A 15,614-nucleotide genomic window follows, 5' to 3' on the forward strand; every position below is an offset into this window, starting at 1 on the left:
ACCAGGGCCGGAACGCGGAGCGGGCGCGGCGGTTTACGCTCGGCCCGAACCCGTCAGGCCTGCTGCTCGGTCTCACCCTCGGCCTTCGGCGCCTCAGCGGGAGCCTCAGCCGGCGCCTCAGCCGGGGCCTCGTCACTGATGACCTCGACCACCGGAGCGGCCTCGGAAGCGGTCGTCTCGGCGGCCGCGCGCTCGCCCGTGCCCTGCTCGATGAGCTCGCGCTCCCACTCGGCCAGCGGCTCGGCGGCGGCGGGCTTCTCGTCACCGCGGGCGGCGCCCGAGCGGGCCATCAGGCCGGCGGCGACACCGTCGGCGACGACCCTGGTCAGCAGGCCGACGGCGCGGATGGCGTCGTCGTTGCCCGGGATCGGGTAGTCGACCTCGTCGGGGTCGCAGTTGGTGTCAAGGATCGCGACGACCGGGATGCCAAGCTTCTTGGCCTCACTGATCGCGATGTGCTCCTTCTTGGTGTCGACGATCCACACGGCGCTGGGCACGCGGCCCATGTCGCGGATGCCGCCGAGCGTGCGCTCCAGCTTGTCCTTCTCACGCCGGCGCATGAGGAGCTCCTTCTTGGTGAGCCCCGAGGCGGCGACGTTGTCGAAGTCGAGCTCCTCGAGCTCCTTCAGACGCTGGAGCCTCTTGTGCACGGTGGAGAAGTTGGTGAGCATGCCACCCAGCCAGCGCTGGTTGACGTACGGCATGCCGACGCGGGCCGCCTGCTCCGAGATCGCTTCCTGGGCCTGCTTCTTCGTGCCGATGAACAGGATCGTGCCGCCGTGGGCGACGGTCTCCTTGACGAAGTCGTAGGCGCGGTCGATGTAGGACAGCGACTTCTGCAGGTCGATGATGTAGATGCCGTTGCGCTCGGTGAAGATGAAGCGCTTCATCTTCGGGTTCCAGCGCCGAGTCTGGTGGCCGAAGTGAACGCCGCTCTCGAGCAGCTGTCGCATGGTGACGACGGGGGCCATGTGCTGGTCCTCCAGGTCTGGGCGCCCTGCGGGCGCGATTCTCGGTTGTGTCGCGGCAGCCGTCGCTGCCGCCCTGATGCCCCGAACCGCTCCAGCCGGGCCATGGCCCGGACCGAAGGGGCGGTCCACCACGGGGCATGCGAAGTCGGCCTGTGGTCACAGGCCATCGAAAAGTCTACCTCCCACGCCGCCCCGACCTGACCGCCTCCGTCCGGCCGGCCTCTCCCGCCTTGTTCGGACGGCCTTGTTCGGACGGCCTTGTTCGGACGGCCCGCTTGAGGCACGGGTCCCGGCCGGGCACTCGGGCTCAACCGGCGTCGTGATCCTCGGTGGGCAGGCCCGGCGCGATCCTCTCCGCGCGGGGAAAGAGGTTGACCTGGGCCTCGGCGATCCTGGCTCCGCTCGGTGCGGCTTCCTCGCTGCGGTGACGGGCGACGTACGGCTGGAGCAGCTTCTCGATCTGCTCGTTGAGCCACGCCATCTCAGTGGCGTCGACTCTCAGGAGGGTGCGATTGAAGCGGATCACGTCGCGCCACTCCTTCGGCTCCCGGTCATGACCGGCCAGGACACGCCGCACCTCCTCCTCGGCCTCCCTGCGGACCGCCTGGATGAGCAGGCCCTTGGCCTCACGCACCTCCGGCTGGTCGTCGGACAGCATCCCGATCACGAGCGGCTTGTCCGTGGACTTCCACAGCCGCTCCCTGCCGTCCCCACGAGCCGGGGCGTCCTCCACGAAGCCGTACTTGGCGAGCATGCGCAGGTGATAGCTGGCCGCGCTGGGAGTGATGCCCGCGATCTCGGCGACCTCCGTGGCCGTGGCGCTTCCGCCCGCGTTGAGCTTGTTCAGGATCGCCAGCCTCGCGGGGTGCGCCAGAGCCCGCATGGCCTTGGGGTCGCTGAGGCTCTCCCTTTCCCGCGTCATGCGCCCAAGGTACTCGTTGTCGGACGTGAAACATTGCCTTCACAACTCTGAAGGATTACTTTCACATCTATGAAGCGCCCCCTTCGCGACCGCCGCCCATCTCCAGCTCCGGCCGACGCCTCCGTCTCCACATCCATCAGCGACTCCGCGGCACCTCTCCGCAAGCAGCGCGACTACCGCCTGCTCTGGACCGCCCGGACCATCTCCTTCACCGGGACGGAGGTGTCGAAGCTGGCCATCCCCCTCACCGCCGTCACGCTCCTGACGGCGTCCCCGTCGGAGATGGGAGTGCTCACCGCCGCCGCCTTCGTACCGGCCCTGCTGTTCGGTCTGCAGTCCGGCGCCATCGCGGACCGGCTCATCCGGCATCGCCCGCTCATGATCGCCTGCGAGCTGATTTCGTGTGCCGCGGCCCTGGCCGTACCGCTGGCCTGGCTCTTCGGCGTGTTGAACATCCTCTGGCTGGTCGTCGTCGCTCTGGTCATCGGCACGGCCGGCGTGCTCTTCCGGGCCGCGAACTTTCCACATGTCGCCTCGGTCGTCGCCCCCCACCAGCGGACCGAGGCCATGGCCGGTCTCCAGGCGTCGTACTCCGTCGCGTCGGTCGGCGGCCCGGGCCTGGCCGGTCTGCTCGTCCAGGTCCTCACGGCGCCGATCGCCGTACTGGCCGAGGCGCTGTCGTTCCTCACGTCGGCACTGCTGCTGCGCTCCATCCGCACCCCGGAACAGAACGAGCCCGCCCCCTCGCGCGGCATGTGGCGGGACGTGGTCGAAGGGCTCCACACCAGCGCCACGCATCCCGTCCTGCGTGCGGTGCTCGGCGCAGGCGTGACGATCAACTTCTTCGCCATGACCTACACGGCCGTCTACATGCTTTACATGATCAACACACTGGAGATCCCCAAGGGCCTGATCGGTGTCCTCATCGCACTGAGCGGCCTCGGTGGCCTGCTCGGCGCCTGGATCACCACCCGCATGGCCAAGAAGTACGGCGAGAACCGCGTGCTCCTCTTCTCCGTCCTGTTCTTCCCGATCGAGATCCTCGCGGTCGGTCTGCTCACCGGCCCGCTCTGGTGGAAGCTGGCCGCGCTCGCCATCACGGGCTTCGTCACGGGCGGCATCGTGGTCGCCTTCGCCACCTGCATGGGGGCGATCGTTCTGCGCGAGACCTCCCCCGAGCTCCGTGGCCGCGTCAACGCCACCATGACGTTCGCCGTGCAGGGGGTGCTGGCCCTCGGTGGTCTGACCGGCGGCCTGCTGGCCGAGCTCGCCGGAATCCGTCCCGTCATTCTCGTCTCCGCTGTCGGCATCGCCCTCAGCACGATCTGGATCTGGGCCTCTCCTCTGCGCCCACGCCACGCGCCTCCACCGGCCTCGCTGCCGACGACCTGACCCCGCTCGGTCCAGCACCGTACCCGCCCCCTGCCGACGCCACGATGCGGCCACTTGTCCACAGGCTCACCATCTGGCACACCCTTGTCCACAGAATGTCGTTCACCCCGCTCAGCCCCCTTGCCCCCTCTGCAAACTCCCGCCATGGCCACATCCCAGCCGTCCGCCTCTCTGCCTTCGCACCCTCCAGCGAGGCGGCACCCGCGCCTCGTGCCGTCGGCAACCAGAGCGCTCACGATCGTCGTCCTCGCCGCAGGCGCGTGCCTCGTCTGCACGAGACCAGCCACAGCGGGCTCCGCGGGCATGATCGAGCCCATCGAGGCGCGGTCTCCGGCGCCCACTCGCGCCACAGCCGCCGACTCCGGCCGCCCGGTCTGGCGCTGGCCCCTGGACGGCAAACCCCGCCTCCTGCGCCGCTTCACCCCGCCTCCAGCACCCTGGCTGGCTGGTCATCGAGGCATCGACCTGGTCGCCCCACCCGCCACCCCGGTCCTGGCCACAGGTGCGGGCACGGTCCGCTACGCGGGCTCCCTCGCAGGCCGGGGCGTGGTGTCCATAGACCACTCCGGTGGCCTGCGCACCACCTACCTTCCGGTCGACGCCGCAGTGCTGCCTGGCCAGCGAGTCGCCCCAGGAGACCGGCTGGGCGTCGTCGAGGACTCATCGGGCCACTGCCAGGAATCCTGCCTGCACTGGGGGCTGCTGCGCCCGCCGCGCTACCTTGATCCGCTCCTTCTCCTGGGGCAGGCCCACGTCCGCCTTCTCCCCTTCTGGGACACGCCGGTCCCTGAGCAGCGCCTCCCCAAGCCGTCGCCCACCGCGCTGACGACAGGCGCCGCCCCATCAGCACCCCCATCCGGCAACGCCCGTACCCTCATACAGCCGGCCCGCCTTCACCTCCAGGCGGCAGCCTCACTCCCACGCTCAACCCCAGCCCCATACCGAGAGCCGACAAGAGCGCCGGCCCCCACTCCAACGCCATTCCAAGAGCCAACCCCCGCACCGGCCCGAACGCCAGCAGCCTCGGCACCAGCACCAGCACCAGCACCGGTCTCGGCATCGGCATCGGCATCGGCATCGGAGAGTGTCATTCTTCGCTCCACGCCGGCTCTCATATCGGCATCCGAACGGCCCATGGCGCCCGTCTCGGTCTTCCCTACGCGTTCTCCGGCCGAGCGGGTTCACCACTTCCTGCCACTGTCCACGACGACAACGCCGGCGATCCCCGCCCTCGGGATCGCCGTGTTCCTCGGAAACCTGCTCCTGATCACACTCCTATGCCTGCACCGCCGGAGCCGAAGGAGCAGGCCGAGTCCAGCACGCGGCCAGCACCGAAAGGCTCCCCGAAGGCGGCCGCCCCCGAAGCGCGCCCGCCCCCGATCACACCGTTCCGCCTGAGCCTTTCCGCCCAGCGCTCCGAGCGCCACAGGGGGAGGTCCCGCAGACCGGCGTAGCCTCGCGCCCGCTCAGCCCTGTTCGCCCGCGTAGGCGAGGCATGGCGAGATCGTCGATCCACCACTCGACGGGACGCGACCCTGCCGCGTCCGACGCGGAGGGACACCTCTGGGTGGAGAGTGGGTACACCAGAGTCTTCATCGCGAGCTGGGCCCTATCGACGACACGTGAAACCTGACCCCCAGGCGCCTTAGAACCCGAGCGTCGATAGGGGGTCAGGATCCGAGCGTCGTTGACAGGCCCGATCATGCCCGCCCACACCCTGATCTGCGGTAGCGAAGGCCCTACCGGCAGCCGCTACGCGGCCGTAGCGTGTCCCGAACCCGCAGCCCGGTGCGAAAGAGCAGGCCCCATCCCGGAAGCCCACGCTTACACGAAATGTGCGCCAGGACCCAGATTCATCAGCCGAGCATCACAGCCAAGCGCAGAGATGGCGACATCGATCCATGTTCCGAGAGCCGGATGCCTGAAGCGACCACCGCGGATCACAGGCTGCGTTCACGCTCTGGGATGGGCCTGCCGGTAGGCGGCTCGGAGCCGCTCGATCGAGACGTGTGTATAGATCTGCGTGGTGTTGAGCGAGGCGTGTCCCAGCAGTTCCTGAACACTCCGCAGATCGGCGCCGCCCTCCAGCAGATGGGTCGCCGCAGTGTGGCGCAACCCGTGCGGCCCCATGTCCGGCATGCCTTCAACCTGCCTCAGCCGCGCATGCACCACCCGTCGCACCGTGCCCGCGTCGATCCGTCCACCCCTCACCCCGAGGAACAACGCCGCCCCTGAACCCGTCCGTATCCACAACGGGCGCCCGTGCACGCACCACCTGTCCAGCGCACGCAGAGCAGGCAACCCGAACGGCACAGACCTTTCCTGACGTCCCTTGCCCATGACCCGGATGACGTGCCGATCCCGGTCCACATCGTCGACGTCGAGCGCGCACAGCTCGCTCACCCGCACGCCCGTCGCGTACAGCAATTCCAGGATCGCCTGGTCCCTCAGTTCCTTGGGCTCCCCGGTCATCGGCACGTCAAGCGCGGCTTGAGCCTGTTCCTGATCCAGCACCGCGGGCAACGGCCGAGGAGCCTTGGCGCTCCCCAGCAACAGTCCAGGATCGTCGGGCAGCCAGCCCCGGCGGTGACAGTAGGCGGTGAATGTGCGGGCGCAGGCCGTTCTCCGCGCCAGCGTCGCCCTCGCCTTGCCCTCGGCGTGCTGCTCCGCCAGCCATTCACGCAGAGCCCCGATGTCCATGCCTTCAAGCCGCCCATCCAGGTGGTCGATCAAGGCGGCGACATCCGAGAGATAGGCGCGCACCGTGTGCGGCGAAAGATCTCGCTCGAACCGCAGGTAGCGTTCGAACTCGGCCACCACCTCAGCCGTGTCCAGCTGCCCCTCGTCCACGGGTTCCTCCCCTCAACTCAGTCCGGGACGCACCCGGCTACCCGCTTCACCTCAATGCCTACAACCTGGAGAGGCGGGAGCAATGATCAAAACCTGTGGATCTGCCGGAAGGGGGTTCCTTTCCCGGATCATCCGATGATGGTTTCGAGAAAAGGCCAACGTTGGCGCGGCGGTCGGGAAGGCTACACCTGTGCCGTTTACCGTAGTGCCCGAGTTGCCCACGGACGACCACCACAGCTCGGCTGCCCCTGCCTCGCCCTCGTTGATCGACCAGAGCGTCCGTGATGGCGCCCGTTAGATGCTCGCTGCGGCCTTGCAGGCCGAGGTTTCGACACCTACCTCGCTGCCTTCGCCAATGAGCGCGACGAGCATGGCCGCCGCCTGGTCGTGCGCAACGGCTCCACCGGCCGCGGGGGATCCTCACCGTCGCCGGCGCGATCAAGGTGAAAGCTCCACGCGTCAACGGCAAGCGCATGGACGAGGCCGCCGGCGAGCGCCGGCGGTTCCCTCGGCGATCCTGCCCGCCTGGCCGGCATCGGACCAAGGTGACCAAGGGCCCGGGTTCCCGTGCCGCCGGGCTGGCCATGGCCTTCAAACTGATCGAATCCGCCCAAGCGCGCTGGCGCGCGGTGAACGCACCCCACCTGGTCGCCCTCGTCCGCGGCAGAGCAGTCTTCACCAACGGAAAACTCCTGGAACGCCCCGACGACCTAGCAGCCTGACCACCCCTCGACCACAGGAGCACACGGTGAGCCGCATCATCGACAAGATCGCCTGGATCCACCTGGACAACGGCAAGATCCTCAGCACCCGGTCACGAGGCAAGAACGCCTACTACATCCCCGGCGGCAAACGCGAACCCGGCGAGACCGACCTCGACACCCTCATCCGCGAGATCGACGAGGAACTCTCGATCACCATCATCCCCGCCACCGCCACACACGTGGGGACCTACCAGGCCCAAGCACACGGCCACGCCGAGGGCATCACCGTGCAGATGACCTGCTACGCCGCCGACCACCACGGAGTACCGACGCCCAGCAGCGAGATCGAAGAAGTCACCTGGCTGAGCTACGCCGACCGCGACCGCGTGTCCCCAGTCGACCAGATCATCTTCGATCACCTCCACCAGACCGGACAACTTCACTGACTCACCAACACTCAAACCGATCCAGAGGCATTGACTGTCGCTCGGAGGCGGTCCGCCCGCGCGGAACCCACGATGACCGGACGAGCAACACATAGTGCCTGCCGGCAGCATCTGATCGGAGGCAGGACCGTACTCAGGCACGACCTCATGGCCAGACACAGGACGGTACCCAAGCACGAACCCGTCGCCATGCACTGGGCCTCAGGCACGACCTCATGGCCAAGCACCGGACCGCACCCAAGCACGAATCCCTCACCAAGCGCTGGACCTCAGGCACGACCTCATGGCCAGTTACCGGACCGTATGCAGGCACGCCCCCATGCCCAAGTACCGGACCGTATGCAGGCACAACCCCATGGCCAAGCACAGGACCGTGGTCGCACCAACCCATGACCAGGCGCGTGCCCGGGAGACACCCGGGGCACGCGCCTGTGACCTGGTCAGACCGAGGAGGTGGCCGGAACCTTCAACGCCTCACGCAGGAACTGCAGCTGGTGCCGGAGCAGCCCCTCCACGGCCGCTTCCGCAGTCGGCATGTGGGTGGCCCCGGACAACGGCAGCACCTGGTGCGGACGACCGGCGGCGAGGAGAGCGGCCGACATCCGGAGCGTGTGCGCGGCCACCACGTTGTCGTCGGCCAAGCCGTGCACCAGCAGCAACGGACGGCGCAGCCGGGCCGCGTCGCCGATCGGCGAGGAGTGCTCGTAGTTCTCCGGCTCCTCGTCCGGGTGACCGAGGAACCGCTCCTTCCAGTGGGTGTCGTACAGTCGCTGGTCGCTCGGTGCCGCGCCCGACACCCCGGCGTGGAACACCTCTGGCATCCGCAGCACCGCTGCCGCGGCCAGAGTGCCGCCGTAGCTCCACCCGCGGATGCCCACCCGACCCAGGTCGAGGTCGGGGCAGTGCCCGGCGGCGGCGCGCAAGGCCGCCACCTGGTCTTCCAGCGGTGCGGTGAGGGTGTCACGATGGACGGCCTTCTCCCAGGCGGGACCGCGTCCCGGAGTGCCGCGCCCATCGGCGATCACCACCGCGAAGCCCGCTTCGGCGAACCACTGCGCCTCGCACTGCCACCAGTGCCGGGCCCGGATCGCCAGCAGCATGCCCGGCCCGGCGTACGGAGCCATCAGCACCGGCAGCGGATCACCACCGGGCCGGTGCCAGGACGGCAGCACCAGTGCCGTGCGGATCTCTCGCTCGCCCGCGCGCAGCCAGGTGACGCGTGGTAGCAGCAGCGGCTCCGCACCCAGCGACGCGATCTCCCTGAACCGGCGCCCGCTCCGCGACCCTCCAGCTGCGTGATCAGCCTGGGTAGGCGAGGCGGTGGTGCGGGCATCAGACGGCCCGACTCGCGACACGCGGAAGGCATGACCATCCTCGGTGTGAGAGGCGATCAACAAGGTGTCACCCGCGCGGTGGCCGGTGTGCAGGCCCGGGCCGTCGCTCAAGCGGACCGGCCCGTGCTCCGGGTCGTAGGCCCACAGGTGGCTCTCGGTGGGCTCGTCGTTGGCGGTGAAGAGCACGGACTCGCCTGCCACGTCGAGGACTTCACGAATCTGCAGCCCCTCGGGGGTGACCGGTCGGCCGGCCACCAGCAGGCGCCGCGTGTCGTCGAGGTCGGTGGTGTGCACGAGCGCGCCGGACGCCGTCCGCGCGGGGGTGCCCGCGATCAGCTCGACCCAGGCGGGGTCGCGCTGCTCATGCAGGAGGGTCGTCTCACCGGTGTCCGGATCGGCCGCCAGCACCAGCAGGGTGCGCTGGTCGCGGCTCTGGACGCTGACGAGTGGACCGTGCGCGTCCCAGCCTGCGGTGGCCACGTACTCGTACGCCTTCCGATCCCAGTCGAGCGCCACGGCTCGCCCGTCGAGGCCGAGCACGTGCAGCGAAACGTCGGCGTTGGCGGTGCCGGCGGCCGGGTAGGCGATCTCGCGGGGTGGCCGGGACGGGTTGGCCGGATCTGCGATCCACCACCGCTGCACGGGCGTCGTGTCGACCCGGGCGGCCAGCAGCCGGGTGCCGTCGGGGGACCACCAGTGGCCGCGCATGCGGCCCATGGACTCGGCCGCCACGTGCTCGGCGAGCCCCCAGACCACCTCCGCATTGTCCGGTGAGGCCAGCAGTCGATCGCCGCCATCGGCAAGCTCCACGACGTGCAGGGCACCGCCTGTCACGTAAGCGACCCGGCTTCCTGTGGGGTCGGGACGAGGGTCGATGACCGGCCCTGCCGTGGGCACCAGCCGCGGGTCGCCTCCTGCCGTGTCCACCGCCCACAACCGGCCGTCCATGGCGAAGAAGGCGGTGCGCATCTCGGCGTCGGTGGCGTAGGCGACGACGCCCGTCGCCCGCTCGCGTGCTCGTTCCCTGCGGATCCTCTCCTCCTCGGGCACCGTCCCGGCCACACCGAGCTTCTCCGGGGCGACGAGCAGCAACTCCTGGTCGCCCTCCAGCAACCACAGGCAGCTCGTACGATCCTCGCCTCCGCGTGTGCGGAGGAAGAGCACTCGCCGGCCGTCGGGAGACAGGGTGAAGGCGCGCGGAACGCCGAGGGAGAACCGCTGAGTGCGAGCGATCTGTCGGGGAAAATCATTGATGTCCATAAGTGGACCCTGCACCAGTCGACCACCAGACTTTTCTGAATATTCGACGAGAACCGTCATACGCCCGACACGAGCACATCAGCGCCCTCTGCCTTGGAACCCTCGCCGGATCAGCACAGCGTCGGGAGCCACGGACGGGCATGGGGGGCGACTGTCGGTAAGCGAGCTGGCGACCAGCTGAACTCCGAGGCGAACCCGGATGGAGCGGACCAAGGCCCTTGATTCGACGCATCCACCGGCAATGTCAACCACACCTGAACACATTTTATCATGATCCTCACCGCTCTCCGCGTCACCATCCGCCGCATGACCACCTCTGCTCACGCCTCCGGAGAGCTGATCGGGAAGAGCGCCACCTCGCCAAAGGCGTCGGCGCCTGACGAGTCGACCGGATCCGGCAGGGTGTCGGCCTTCCGATAGGCCGTGGGCACCGCTCGGCGAAGACGCCAGCCCTTTTCCACGCGTTCGATGTAACCGGCAGCCGCCAGGCCCCCGAGCGAGCTCAGGGTGGTGTCCAGCGAGAGACCGGCGGCCAGCGCGATCGAGGCAGGACCTGCTCCACCACGGCTGGGAATGGCGTCGAGAACCTTGCGGGTGGCCTCGTTGAGCCTGTCGCGCGGGACCGCGGGACAGCGGGGATGCGGGGCGAGGTCACCGCCGATCACACCCACCAGGTCGATCATCTCCTCGGGAGTGGTGACACAGGTGGCCTTGCGTTCGCGGAGCAACCGGTGGCAGCCTGCGGACGTCTCGGAGGTGACAGGCCCGGGGACGGCGGCCAGATGGCGGTTCAGCGTGAGGGCGTGGGAGGCCGTGTTGAGGGCGCCGCTGCGCAGCGCCGCCTCCACGACGACCGTGCCTCGTGACAGGGCGGCGATCAGGCGGTTGCGGATGAGGAAGCGGGCACGGGTGGGATGGACCCCCGGAGGGCATTCGCTGATGATCACCCCCTGCTCGCGGACCGCGGCGAACAGCGAGTGATGCGCGCTCGGGTAGACGATGTCAACACCGCAGGCGAGCACCACCACCGTGGGGGATTCGGAGGCCAGGGCGCCTCGGTGAGCCGCGCCGTCGATGCCGAACGCGCCGCCCGAGACCACGGTCCATCCCGCCTCGCCGAGACCGACACCGAACTCCGCGGCCACATGCGCGCCGTACGGGCTCGCGGCCCTGGCGCCGACCACGGACACGGATCGCAGGCAGGAGAAGCGCAGGTCGGCCGAGCCATGGAGCCACAATCCGAGGGGACGCCCGGCGCCCAACTGGTCGAGCTGGGTCGGCCACTCGGGGCTCCCCGGCACGATGAGCCTGGCTCCCGCCCGCTCTCCGGCGGCGAGATCGGCCGCGGGGTCGGCCGCCGTAAGGCGGGCCTGCCAGACGCCGAGCCGTTGGCCGAGGTCGGGGGAACGTTCCTGTCGTCCCTCGTCGGCGACGAAGTCGGCCGGGAGCGCCCCGGCGGCGATCGCCTCGACGGCGCCGGCCGCGCCGCGGCATGCCACGAGGCGGCCCATGGTCGTGTCACCGACGTCGGCGGCTCGCATGAGAGCGGCCCTGGCTTCGATCTCGGCGCCGCTCATCGCGGCTCTCCGAAGAACAGGGGACACGGGACTGTGACGATCATGTGTTCGTTCCCAACCAGAGGGCGAGGGCGGTCGAGGTCTCGTCCTGCCGAGGCTGGTCGTGGCCGGCCAGATCGGCGAGGGTCCAGGCGACTCTGAGCACGCGGTCGAGCCCGCGAGCGCTGAGGGCGCCCGAGTCGAGGCAGGCCGTCAGCGGTCTCATCGCCTGGGTGGACGGGCGGAGGTCCGCGTGGAGGGCGGCGGACGGGATCTCCGCGTTAGTACGCCAGGGAGTGGCGGACAGTCGTTTGGCGGCGCGCTCCCTGGCCATGAGGACCCGCAGGGCAACGGTCTCGCTCGACTCGACGAACTGGCGGTCGGCCATCAGCTCGCGCCTGGACGAGCGGGCCACGGTGACCTTCATGTCGATGCGGTCGAGGAGGGGCCCGGAGAGCCTGCCCAGATAACGGCGCCTCACGGTCGGCGTGCAGCGGCAGCCCTCGCTCTGGTCCTGGGGCTGGGCGCATGGACAGGGATTGGCGGCCAGCACCAGCATGAACCTGGCCGGGAACGTGACGGAGCCGGCCACCCGCGACACCGTCACCCGTCCGGACTCCAGCGGCTGGCGAAGCGAGTCGAGCACATGCCTCGGACACTCGGGCGCCTCGTCCATGAAGAGGACGCCCCTGTGCGCCAGGGACACCGCGCCCGGCCGCACGACGCCGCTGCCACCGCCGATGATGGCCGCGGCCGTGGCCGTGTGGTGCGGGGCGACGAAGGGCGGCCTGCTCATCATGGGGCTGTCGGGCGGGAGGATGCCCGCGACGGAGTGGATGGCCGTCACCTCCAGCGCGTGGTCGAGGTCGAGGTCGGGCAGGAGGGTCGGCAGGCGTTCGGCCAGCAGGGTCTTGCCCGTGCCCGGTGGCCCGACCATCCAGAGGTTGTGGCCTCCGGCGGCGCAGATCTCGAGCGAGCGCCGCGCCACCGGCTGGCCGACCACGTCGGACAGGTCGAGCGCGGGACGGATGATCGACGGCGACGGCTCCCTGGGCTGGGAGGCTTCGAGGTCGGGCGGCTCGTCGCCCGTGCGCAGCCACTCCACGAGCTGACGCAGGTCGGCCATGGGCACCACCGTCACCCCTGGCACCAGTGCCGCCTCCGCCGCGTTGGCCGACGGGATCACCACGGTGATGTCACCCTGCTCGGCCGCGCTGAGCACCGACGGGAGCACGCCGCGAACGGGCCTGAGCCGCCCGTCGAGACCGAGCTCGCCCAGGAAGAACGGCTCGGCGATGCGGTCGGCCGGGACCACGCCCGCGGCCCCCAGAATGGCGATCGCGATGGCGAGTGCGAAGGGCAAGATAAAGCTTAGTTAGCCGATCGCGAGGAGCCGAAATGACCGCCACCCCCCACACCAACACCGACGTCATCTTGGTGGCGCTCGCCAAGCTCCTCGGCACCCGGACCGACATCCGGGACGCGTTCCTCGCCGACCAGACGCCCGCGATCCGCGAGCAGTACTGGGCGGACGTCACCGAGGCGCAGACCCGCATCGGCCTCTGAAAGCGGGAAGGCCCGGTGGTTGCACACCGGGCCCTCCCTAGTCCCATCACCTGATCACCCAGGGAGAGACCTGTGTCCAACCCAACCACACCCGAGCGCGACACACAGCCCTCGGTGTACATCCGGGAGCACGCCGAGAAGGCCGGCCGCGAGGCCGCCGATCTGTACATCATGCGGTGGCAGAGCGAGATGCGCGCCCACGCCACCGAGGACGCCGCGAGGAAGGCCGGTGAGCCCCTGCCCGCCGCGTGGGTCAGCGAGGACCCGTGCCCGGCGTGGTGCATCGCGTCGGACTCCCACGTCACCAGCGACGACCCGGCCGACCGCGTCCACTTCGGCCACAGCGAGCGCGTGCCGTTGCTGACGATGGAGGCGGTCCCCGTCTCGTACCCGACGCGGTTCGCGCCGCAGGAGCTGTCCGTCAGCCTCGACCGGAACTACCGGGAGAAGGAGCCGCGCGTCACGCTCGGCGTCAACGACACGACGCACGCGGCGGCCACGCTCGACGAGGCGCAGAAGATCGCCGAAACCATCCTCGACCTGGTCCGGCAGGCGCGCGGCGGGTGGAAGCCGGTCGTGCTGCCGTTCAGCCACGACGGCCAGTGCCCGGACGTGGCCTGCGTCGAGTGCTACCCCATCGCCGGGGAGTCGGCGTGATCCGTTTCCTGACCGCGGCCGTGGTGATCCTCCTCGCGGGGGTCGCCGCGGTCGTGTCCTACAGGCACGCCTACGAGGTCGTCATCGCCAACGGCGAGTCCGGGTTCACCGCGGTCTTGGTGCCGCTCACGATCGACGGGCTTATCTTCGCGTCGTCCATGGTCCTGCTCGACGCTGCCCGCCGCGACCTGCCCGCGCCCAAGCTGGCGTACTTCACACTCGCTCTCGGCATCCTCGCCACCCTGGCGGCGAACGTCATGCACGGGTGGGCTCACGGGCCGGTCGGTGCGATCGTCGCCGCGTGGCCGGCCGTCGCGCTGGTGCTCAGCTACGAACTCTTGATGGGGCTGATCCGGCGGGCAGCTCCGGTTTACTCAAGTAAACCGGTCGAGGTACACGAGCCCGTTGTACCTGCGCAGGTCACGCCGCTTCCCGACGCCGGGAAGCGGGACGTCGAGGCTGTCGACGACGCCCCGGTGGTCGACGTCGAGGTACAGCCCGATCTTGTACCTGAGCCCGACGTGGACGCGCCTTACCGGCCGGTGGCGGTGGCTCACTTCCTCGCCGAGGTGGTCGAGGGTGAGCCGCCGACCGTCCGCACGATCAAGGACCGGCTCAACGTCGGCACCGACCGCGCCCGGCGGCTGCAGGCGTACCTCGGCGGGCTCGTGGAGGTGACCCGGTGATGGCGACCGACACGTTCCAGCGTCCGCAGACCTCGCCCGACTTCTGGCGCAAGCGGCCCGGCCGTGCCCGCCACATGCTGCACGCCCTACGGCAGGGCAAGTACGGGCGACGCACTCTCAAGTTCACGTACCGGACCGTGGCCGCGCCCGTCGCCGGAACCTCCCGGATGGCGGCCACCGCGTGGAAGTGGGTCCGGGCCGACGACTACGCGGGCACCGACGATCTCGTGTTCCGGGAGTCGGTCCGTACCCGGCGGCGTCGTACGGCGTGGATGCTGGGCGCCGGCTACCTCGCGTCGACGGCGGCCGGTGTGGCGCTGTGGAGTCCGGCCACGCCGCTGCTCACGCTCGGCGCCCTGGCCACGGTCGGCACGGCCGTCGAGGTGCGCAAGCGGATCAGCGACCGGCCGATGCCGTTCAAGCTGCCCGGCGGCAAGGGCCGGACGCCCGCCGAGGGCGTGGTCGTGCGGGCGGCGATCGATGCGAAGCTCGGCCGCGCCGAGGGCATGAAGCTCGCGTCTCCGGTGCTGACGGAGGACGCCGGTTGGTCGACGGTGCTGCAACTGCCGCCCGGTCAGCGTGCCCGTCACGCGCTCGGCAAAGAGGCCGACTTCGCTTCGGCGCTCGGCGTCGGTGAGAGTCAGGTGGTGTTCGACCTGGTCGACGAGCACGCGGGCAGGCTGGCCGTGTACGTCGCCAAGTCCGATCCCTTCCTGAAGGTGTACGCCTCGCCGCTGCTTGGCCGTACCGAACCCATGGACTTCTGGCAGGGCGTGCCGGCCGGAGTGAACGGCCGCGGCCAGCCTGAGCGGCTGCGCCTGGTCGACGCGTCGCTTCTGGTCGCGGGTGAGCCAAGGGCGGGCAAGTCCGCCGCGGTGAACGGGATCATCGGCGTTGCGGCGCTCGCGGTCACGCCGAAGATCCACTTGTGGGACGGGAAGGGCGCCGGGGATCACCGGCCGTGGCGCCGGATCGCGCACACGGCGGAGAAGCGCAACGCCAAGGGGCTGCTCGAGCATCTGTTGCGCATGCAAGGCCAGATGGAGAGGGTGTTCGACCTGCTCGACGAGGCGGGCGGCTCGACCAAACTCAACCCTGAGTTGTGCCGTCAGTTCGGCGTGGACGTCGAGCTGACCATCGTGGACGAGACGCGTTACTACGTCACGTCGCAGTGGGGCAAAGAGATCGTCGAGGCGATGGTCGACATCGCCTCGCGCGGCCCGGCGGCCGGTGTGCTGCTCGTGCTCGCCACTCAGCGGATGACCAAGGA

Annotated in this window: 13 protein-coding genes and 1 pseudogene; 8 read left to right on the plus strand and 6 right to left on the minus strand. The window is 69.7% G+C overall.

Annotated features, from left to right (window positions below):
- Nucleotides 1-53: 53 nt before the first annotated feature.
- Both rpsB and IEY82_RS17040 read right to left on the minus strand, forming a co-directional pair.
- Nucleotides 54-971 (minus strand): 30S ribosomal protein S2, encoded by a 918-nt coding sequence (gene rpsB, locus IEY82_RS17035; RefSeq protein ID WP_189125115.1) that lies wholly within the window; start codon nucleotides 969-971, stop codon nucleotides 54-56.
- A 307-nt stretch (nucleotides 972-1,278) separates the two neighbouring features.
- A complete protein-coding gene (locus IEY82_RS17040) occupies nucleotides 1,279-1,893 on the minus strand; it encodes an ArsR/SmtB family transcription factor (RefSeq protein WP_189125116.1) in 615 nt (204 codons plus the stop codon).
- A 69-nt stretch (nucleotides 1,894-1,962) separates the two neighbouring features.
- On the opposite strand from IEY82_RS17040, the gene IEY82_RS17045 reads away from it, so the two are divergent.
- Both IEY82_RS17045 and IEY82_RS40355 read left to right on the plus strand, forming a co-directional pair.
- Nucleotides 1,963-3,285, plus strand: a complete 1,323-nt coding sequence (locus IEY82_RS17045) for an MFS transporter (protein ID WP_189125117.1) — start codon at nucleotides 1,963-1,965, stop codon at nucleotides 3,283-3,285.
- Nucleotides 3,286-3,588: 303 nt separating this feature from the next.
- Nucleotides 3,589-4,683: a M23 family metallopeptidase gene (locus IEY82_RS40355; protein WP_225264231.1), complete on the plus strand. Its 1,095-nt coding sequence runs from the start codon at nucleotides 3,589-3,591 to the stop codon at nucleotides 4,681-4,683.
- 555 nt (nucleotides 4,684-5,238) lie between these two features.
- Here the strand turns inward: IEY82_RS40355 and IEY82_RS17055 are convergent.
- Nucleotides 5,239-6,135 carry a tyrosine recombinase XerC gene (locus IEY82_RS17055; RefSeq protein ID WP_225264230.1) on the minus strand — a complete coding sequence of 299 codons (897 nt, stop codon included), beginning with the start codon at nucleotides 6,133-6,135 and terminating at the stop codon, nucleotides 5,239-5,241.
- Nucleotides 6,136-6,665: 530 nt separating this feature from the next.
- Between IEY82_RS17055 and IEY82_RS39150 the strand changes: the two are divergent.
- Together IEY82_RS39150 and IEY82_RS17065 are read left to right on the plus strand one after the other, a co-directional pair.
- A pseudogene (locus IEY82_RS39150) lies at nucleotides 6,666-6,857 on the plus strand (IS256 family transposase); the annotation flags it as partial.
- Nucleotides 6,858-6,883: 26 nt separating this feature from the next.
- A complete protein-coding gene (locus IEY82_RS17065; RefSeq protein WP_225264229.1) occupies nucleotides 6,884-7,285 on the plus strand; it encodes an NUDIX hydrolase in 402 nt (133 codons plus the stop codon).
- Nucleotides 7,286-7,725: 440 nt separating this feature from the next.
- Here the strand turns inward: IEY82_RS17065 and IEY82_RS17070 are convergent, their stop codons facing one another.
- From IEY82_RS17070 to IEY82_RS17080, 3 genes are all read right to left on the minus strand, one after another.
- On the minus strand, nucleotides 7,726-9,879 hold the full coding sequence (locus IEY82_RS17070) for a S9 family peptidase (protein ID WP_189125118.1): 2,154 nt from the start codon (nucleotides 9,877-9,879) through the stop codon (nucleotides 7,726-7,728).
- A 320-nt stretch (nucleotides 9,880-10,199) separates the two neighbouring features.
- Nucleotides 10,200-11,456, minus strand: coding sequence for a DNA-processing protein DprA (gene dprA / locus IEY82_RS17075; protein ID WP_189125119.1), 1,257 nt, complete (start codon nucleotides 11,454-11,456; stop codon nucleotides 10,200-10,202).
- 40 nt (nucleotides 11,457-11,496) lie between these two features.
- Nucleotides 11,497-12,798 carry a YifB family Mg chelatase-like AAA ATPase gene (locus IEY82_RS17080; protein ID WP_225264227.1) on the minus strand — a complete coding sequence of 434 codons (1,302 nt, stop codon included), beginning with the start codon at nucleotides 12,796-12,798 and terminating at the stop codon, nucleotides 11,497-11,499.
- Between the two features lie 35 nt (nucleotides 12,799-12,833).
- On the opposite strand from IEY82_RS17080, the gene IEY82_RS17085 reads away from it, so the two are divergent.
- From IEY82_RS17085 to IEY82_RS17100, 4 genes are all read left to right on the plus strand, one after another.
- Nucleotides 12,834-13,001 carry a hypothetical protein gene (locus IEY82_RS17085; RefSeq protein WP_189125120.1) on the plus strand — a complete coding sequence of 56 codons (168 nt, stop codon included), beginning with the start codon at nucleotides 12,834-12,836 and terminating at the stop codon, nucleotides 12,999-13,001.
- A 72-nt stretch (nucleotides 13,002-13,073) separates the two neighbouring features.
- On the plus strand, nucleotides 13,074-13,658 hold the full coding sequence (locus IEY82_RS17090) for a DUF6907 domain-containing protein (RefSeq protein ID WP_189125121.1): 585 nt from the start codon (nucleotides 13,074-13,076) through the stop codon (nucleotides 13,656-13,658).
- Nucleotides 13,655-14,344, plus strand: a complete 690-nt coding sequence (locus tag IEY82_RS39155) for a DUF2637 domain-containing protein (RefSeq protein ID WP_225264225.1) — start codon at nucleotides 13,655-13,657, stop codon at nucleotides 14,342-14,344. Before IEY82_RS17090 ends, IEY82_RS39155 begins: the two co-directional genes overlap by 4 nt.
- On the plus strand, nucleotides 14,341-15,614 hold a 1,274-nt coding region (locus IEY82_RS17100), incomplete at its 3' end, for a P-loop NTPase family protein (RefSeq protein ID WP_506336434.1). The genes IEY82_RS39155 and IEY82_RS17100, both read left to right, overlap by 4 nt.

This window comes from Nonomuraea cavernae, assembly GCF_014646355.1.
Lineage (GTDB): Bacteria > Actinomycetota > Actinomycetes > Streptosporangiales > Streptosporangiaceae > Nonomuraea > Nonomuraea cavernae.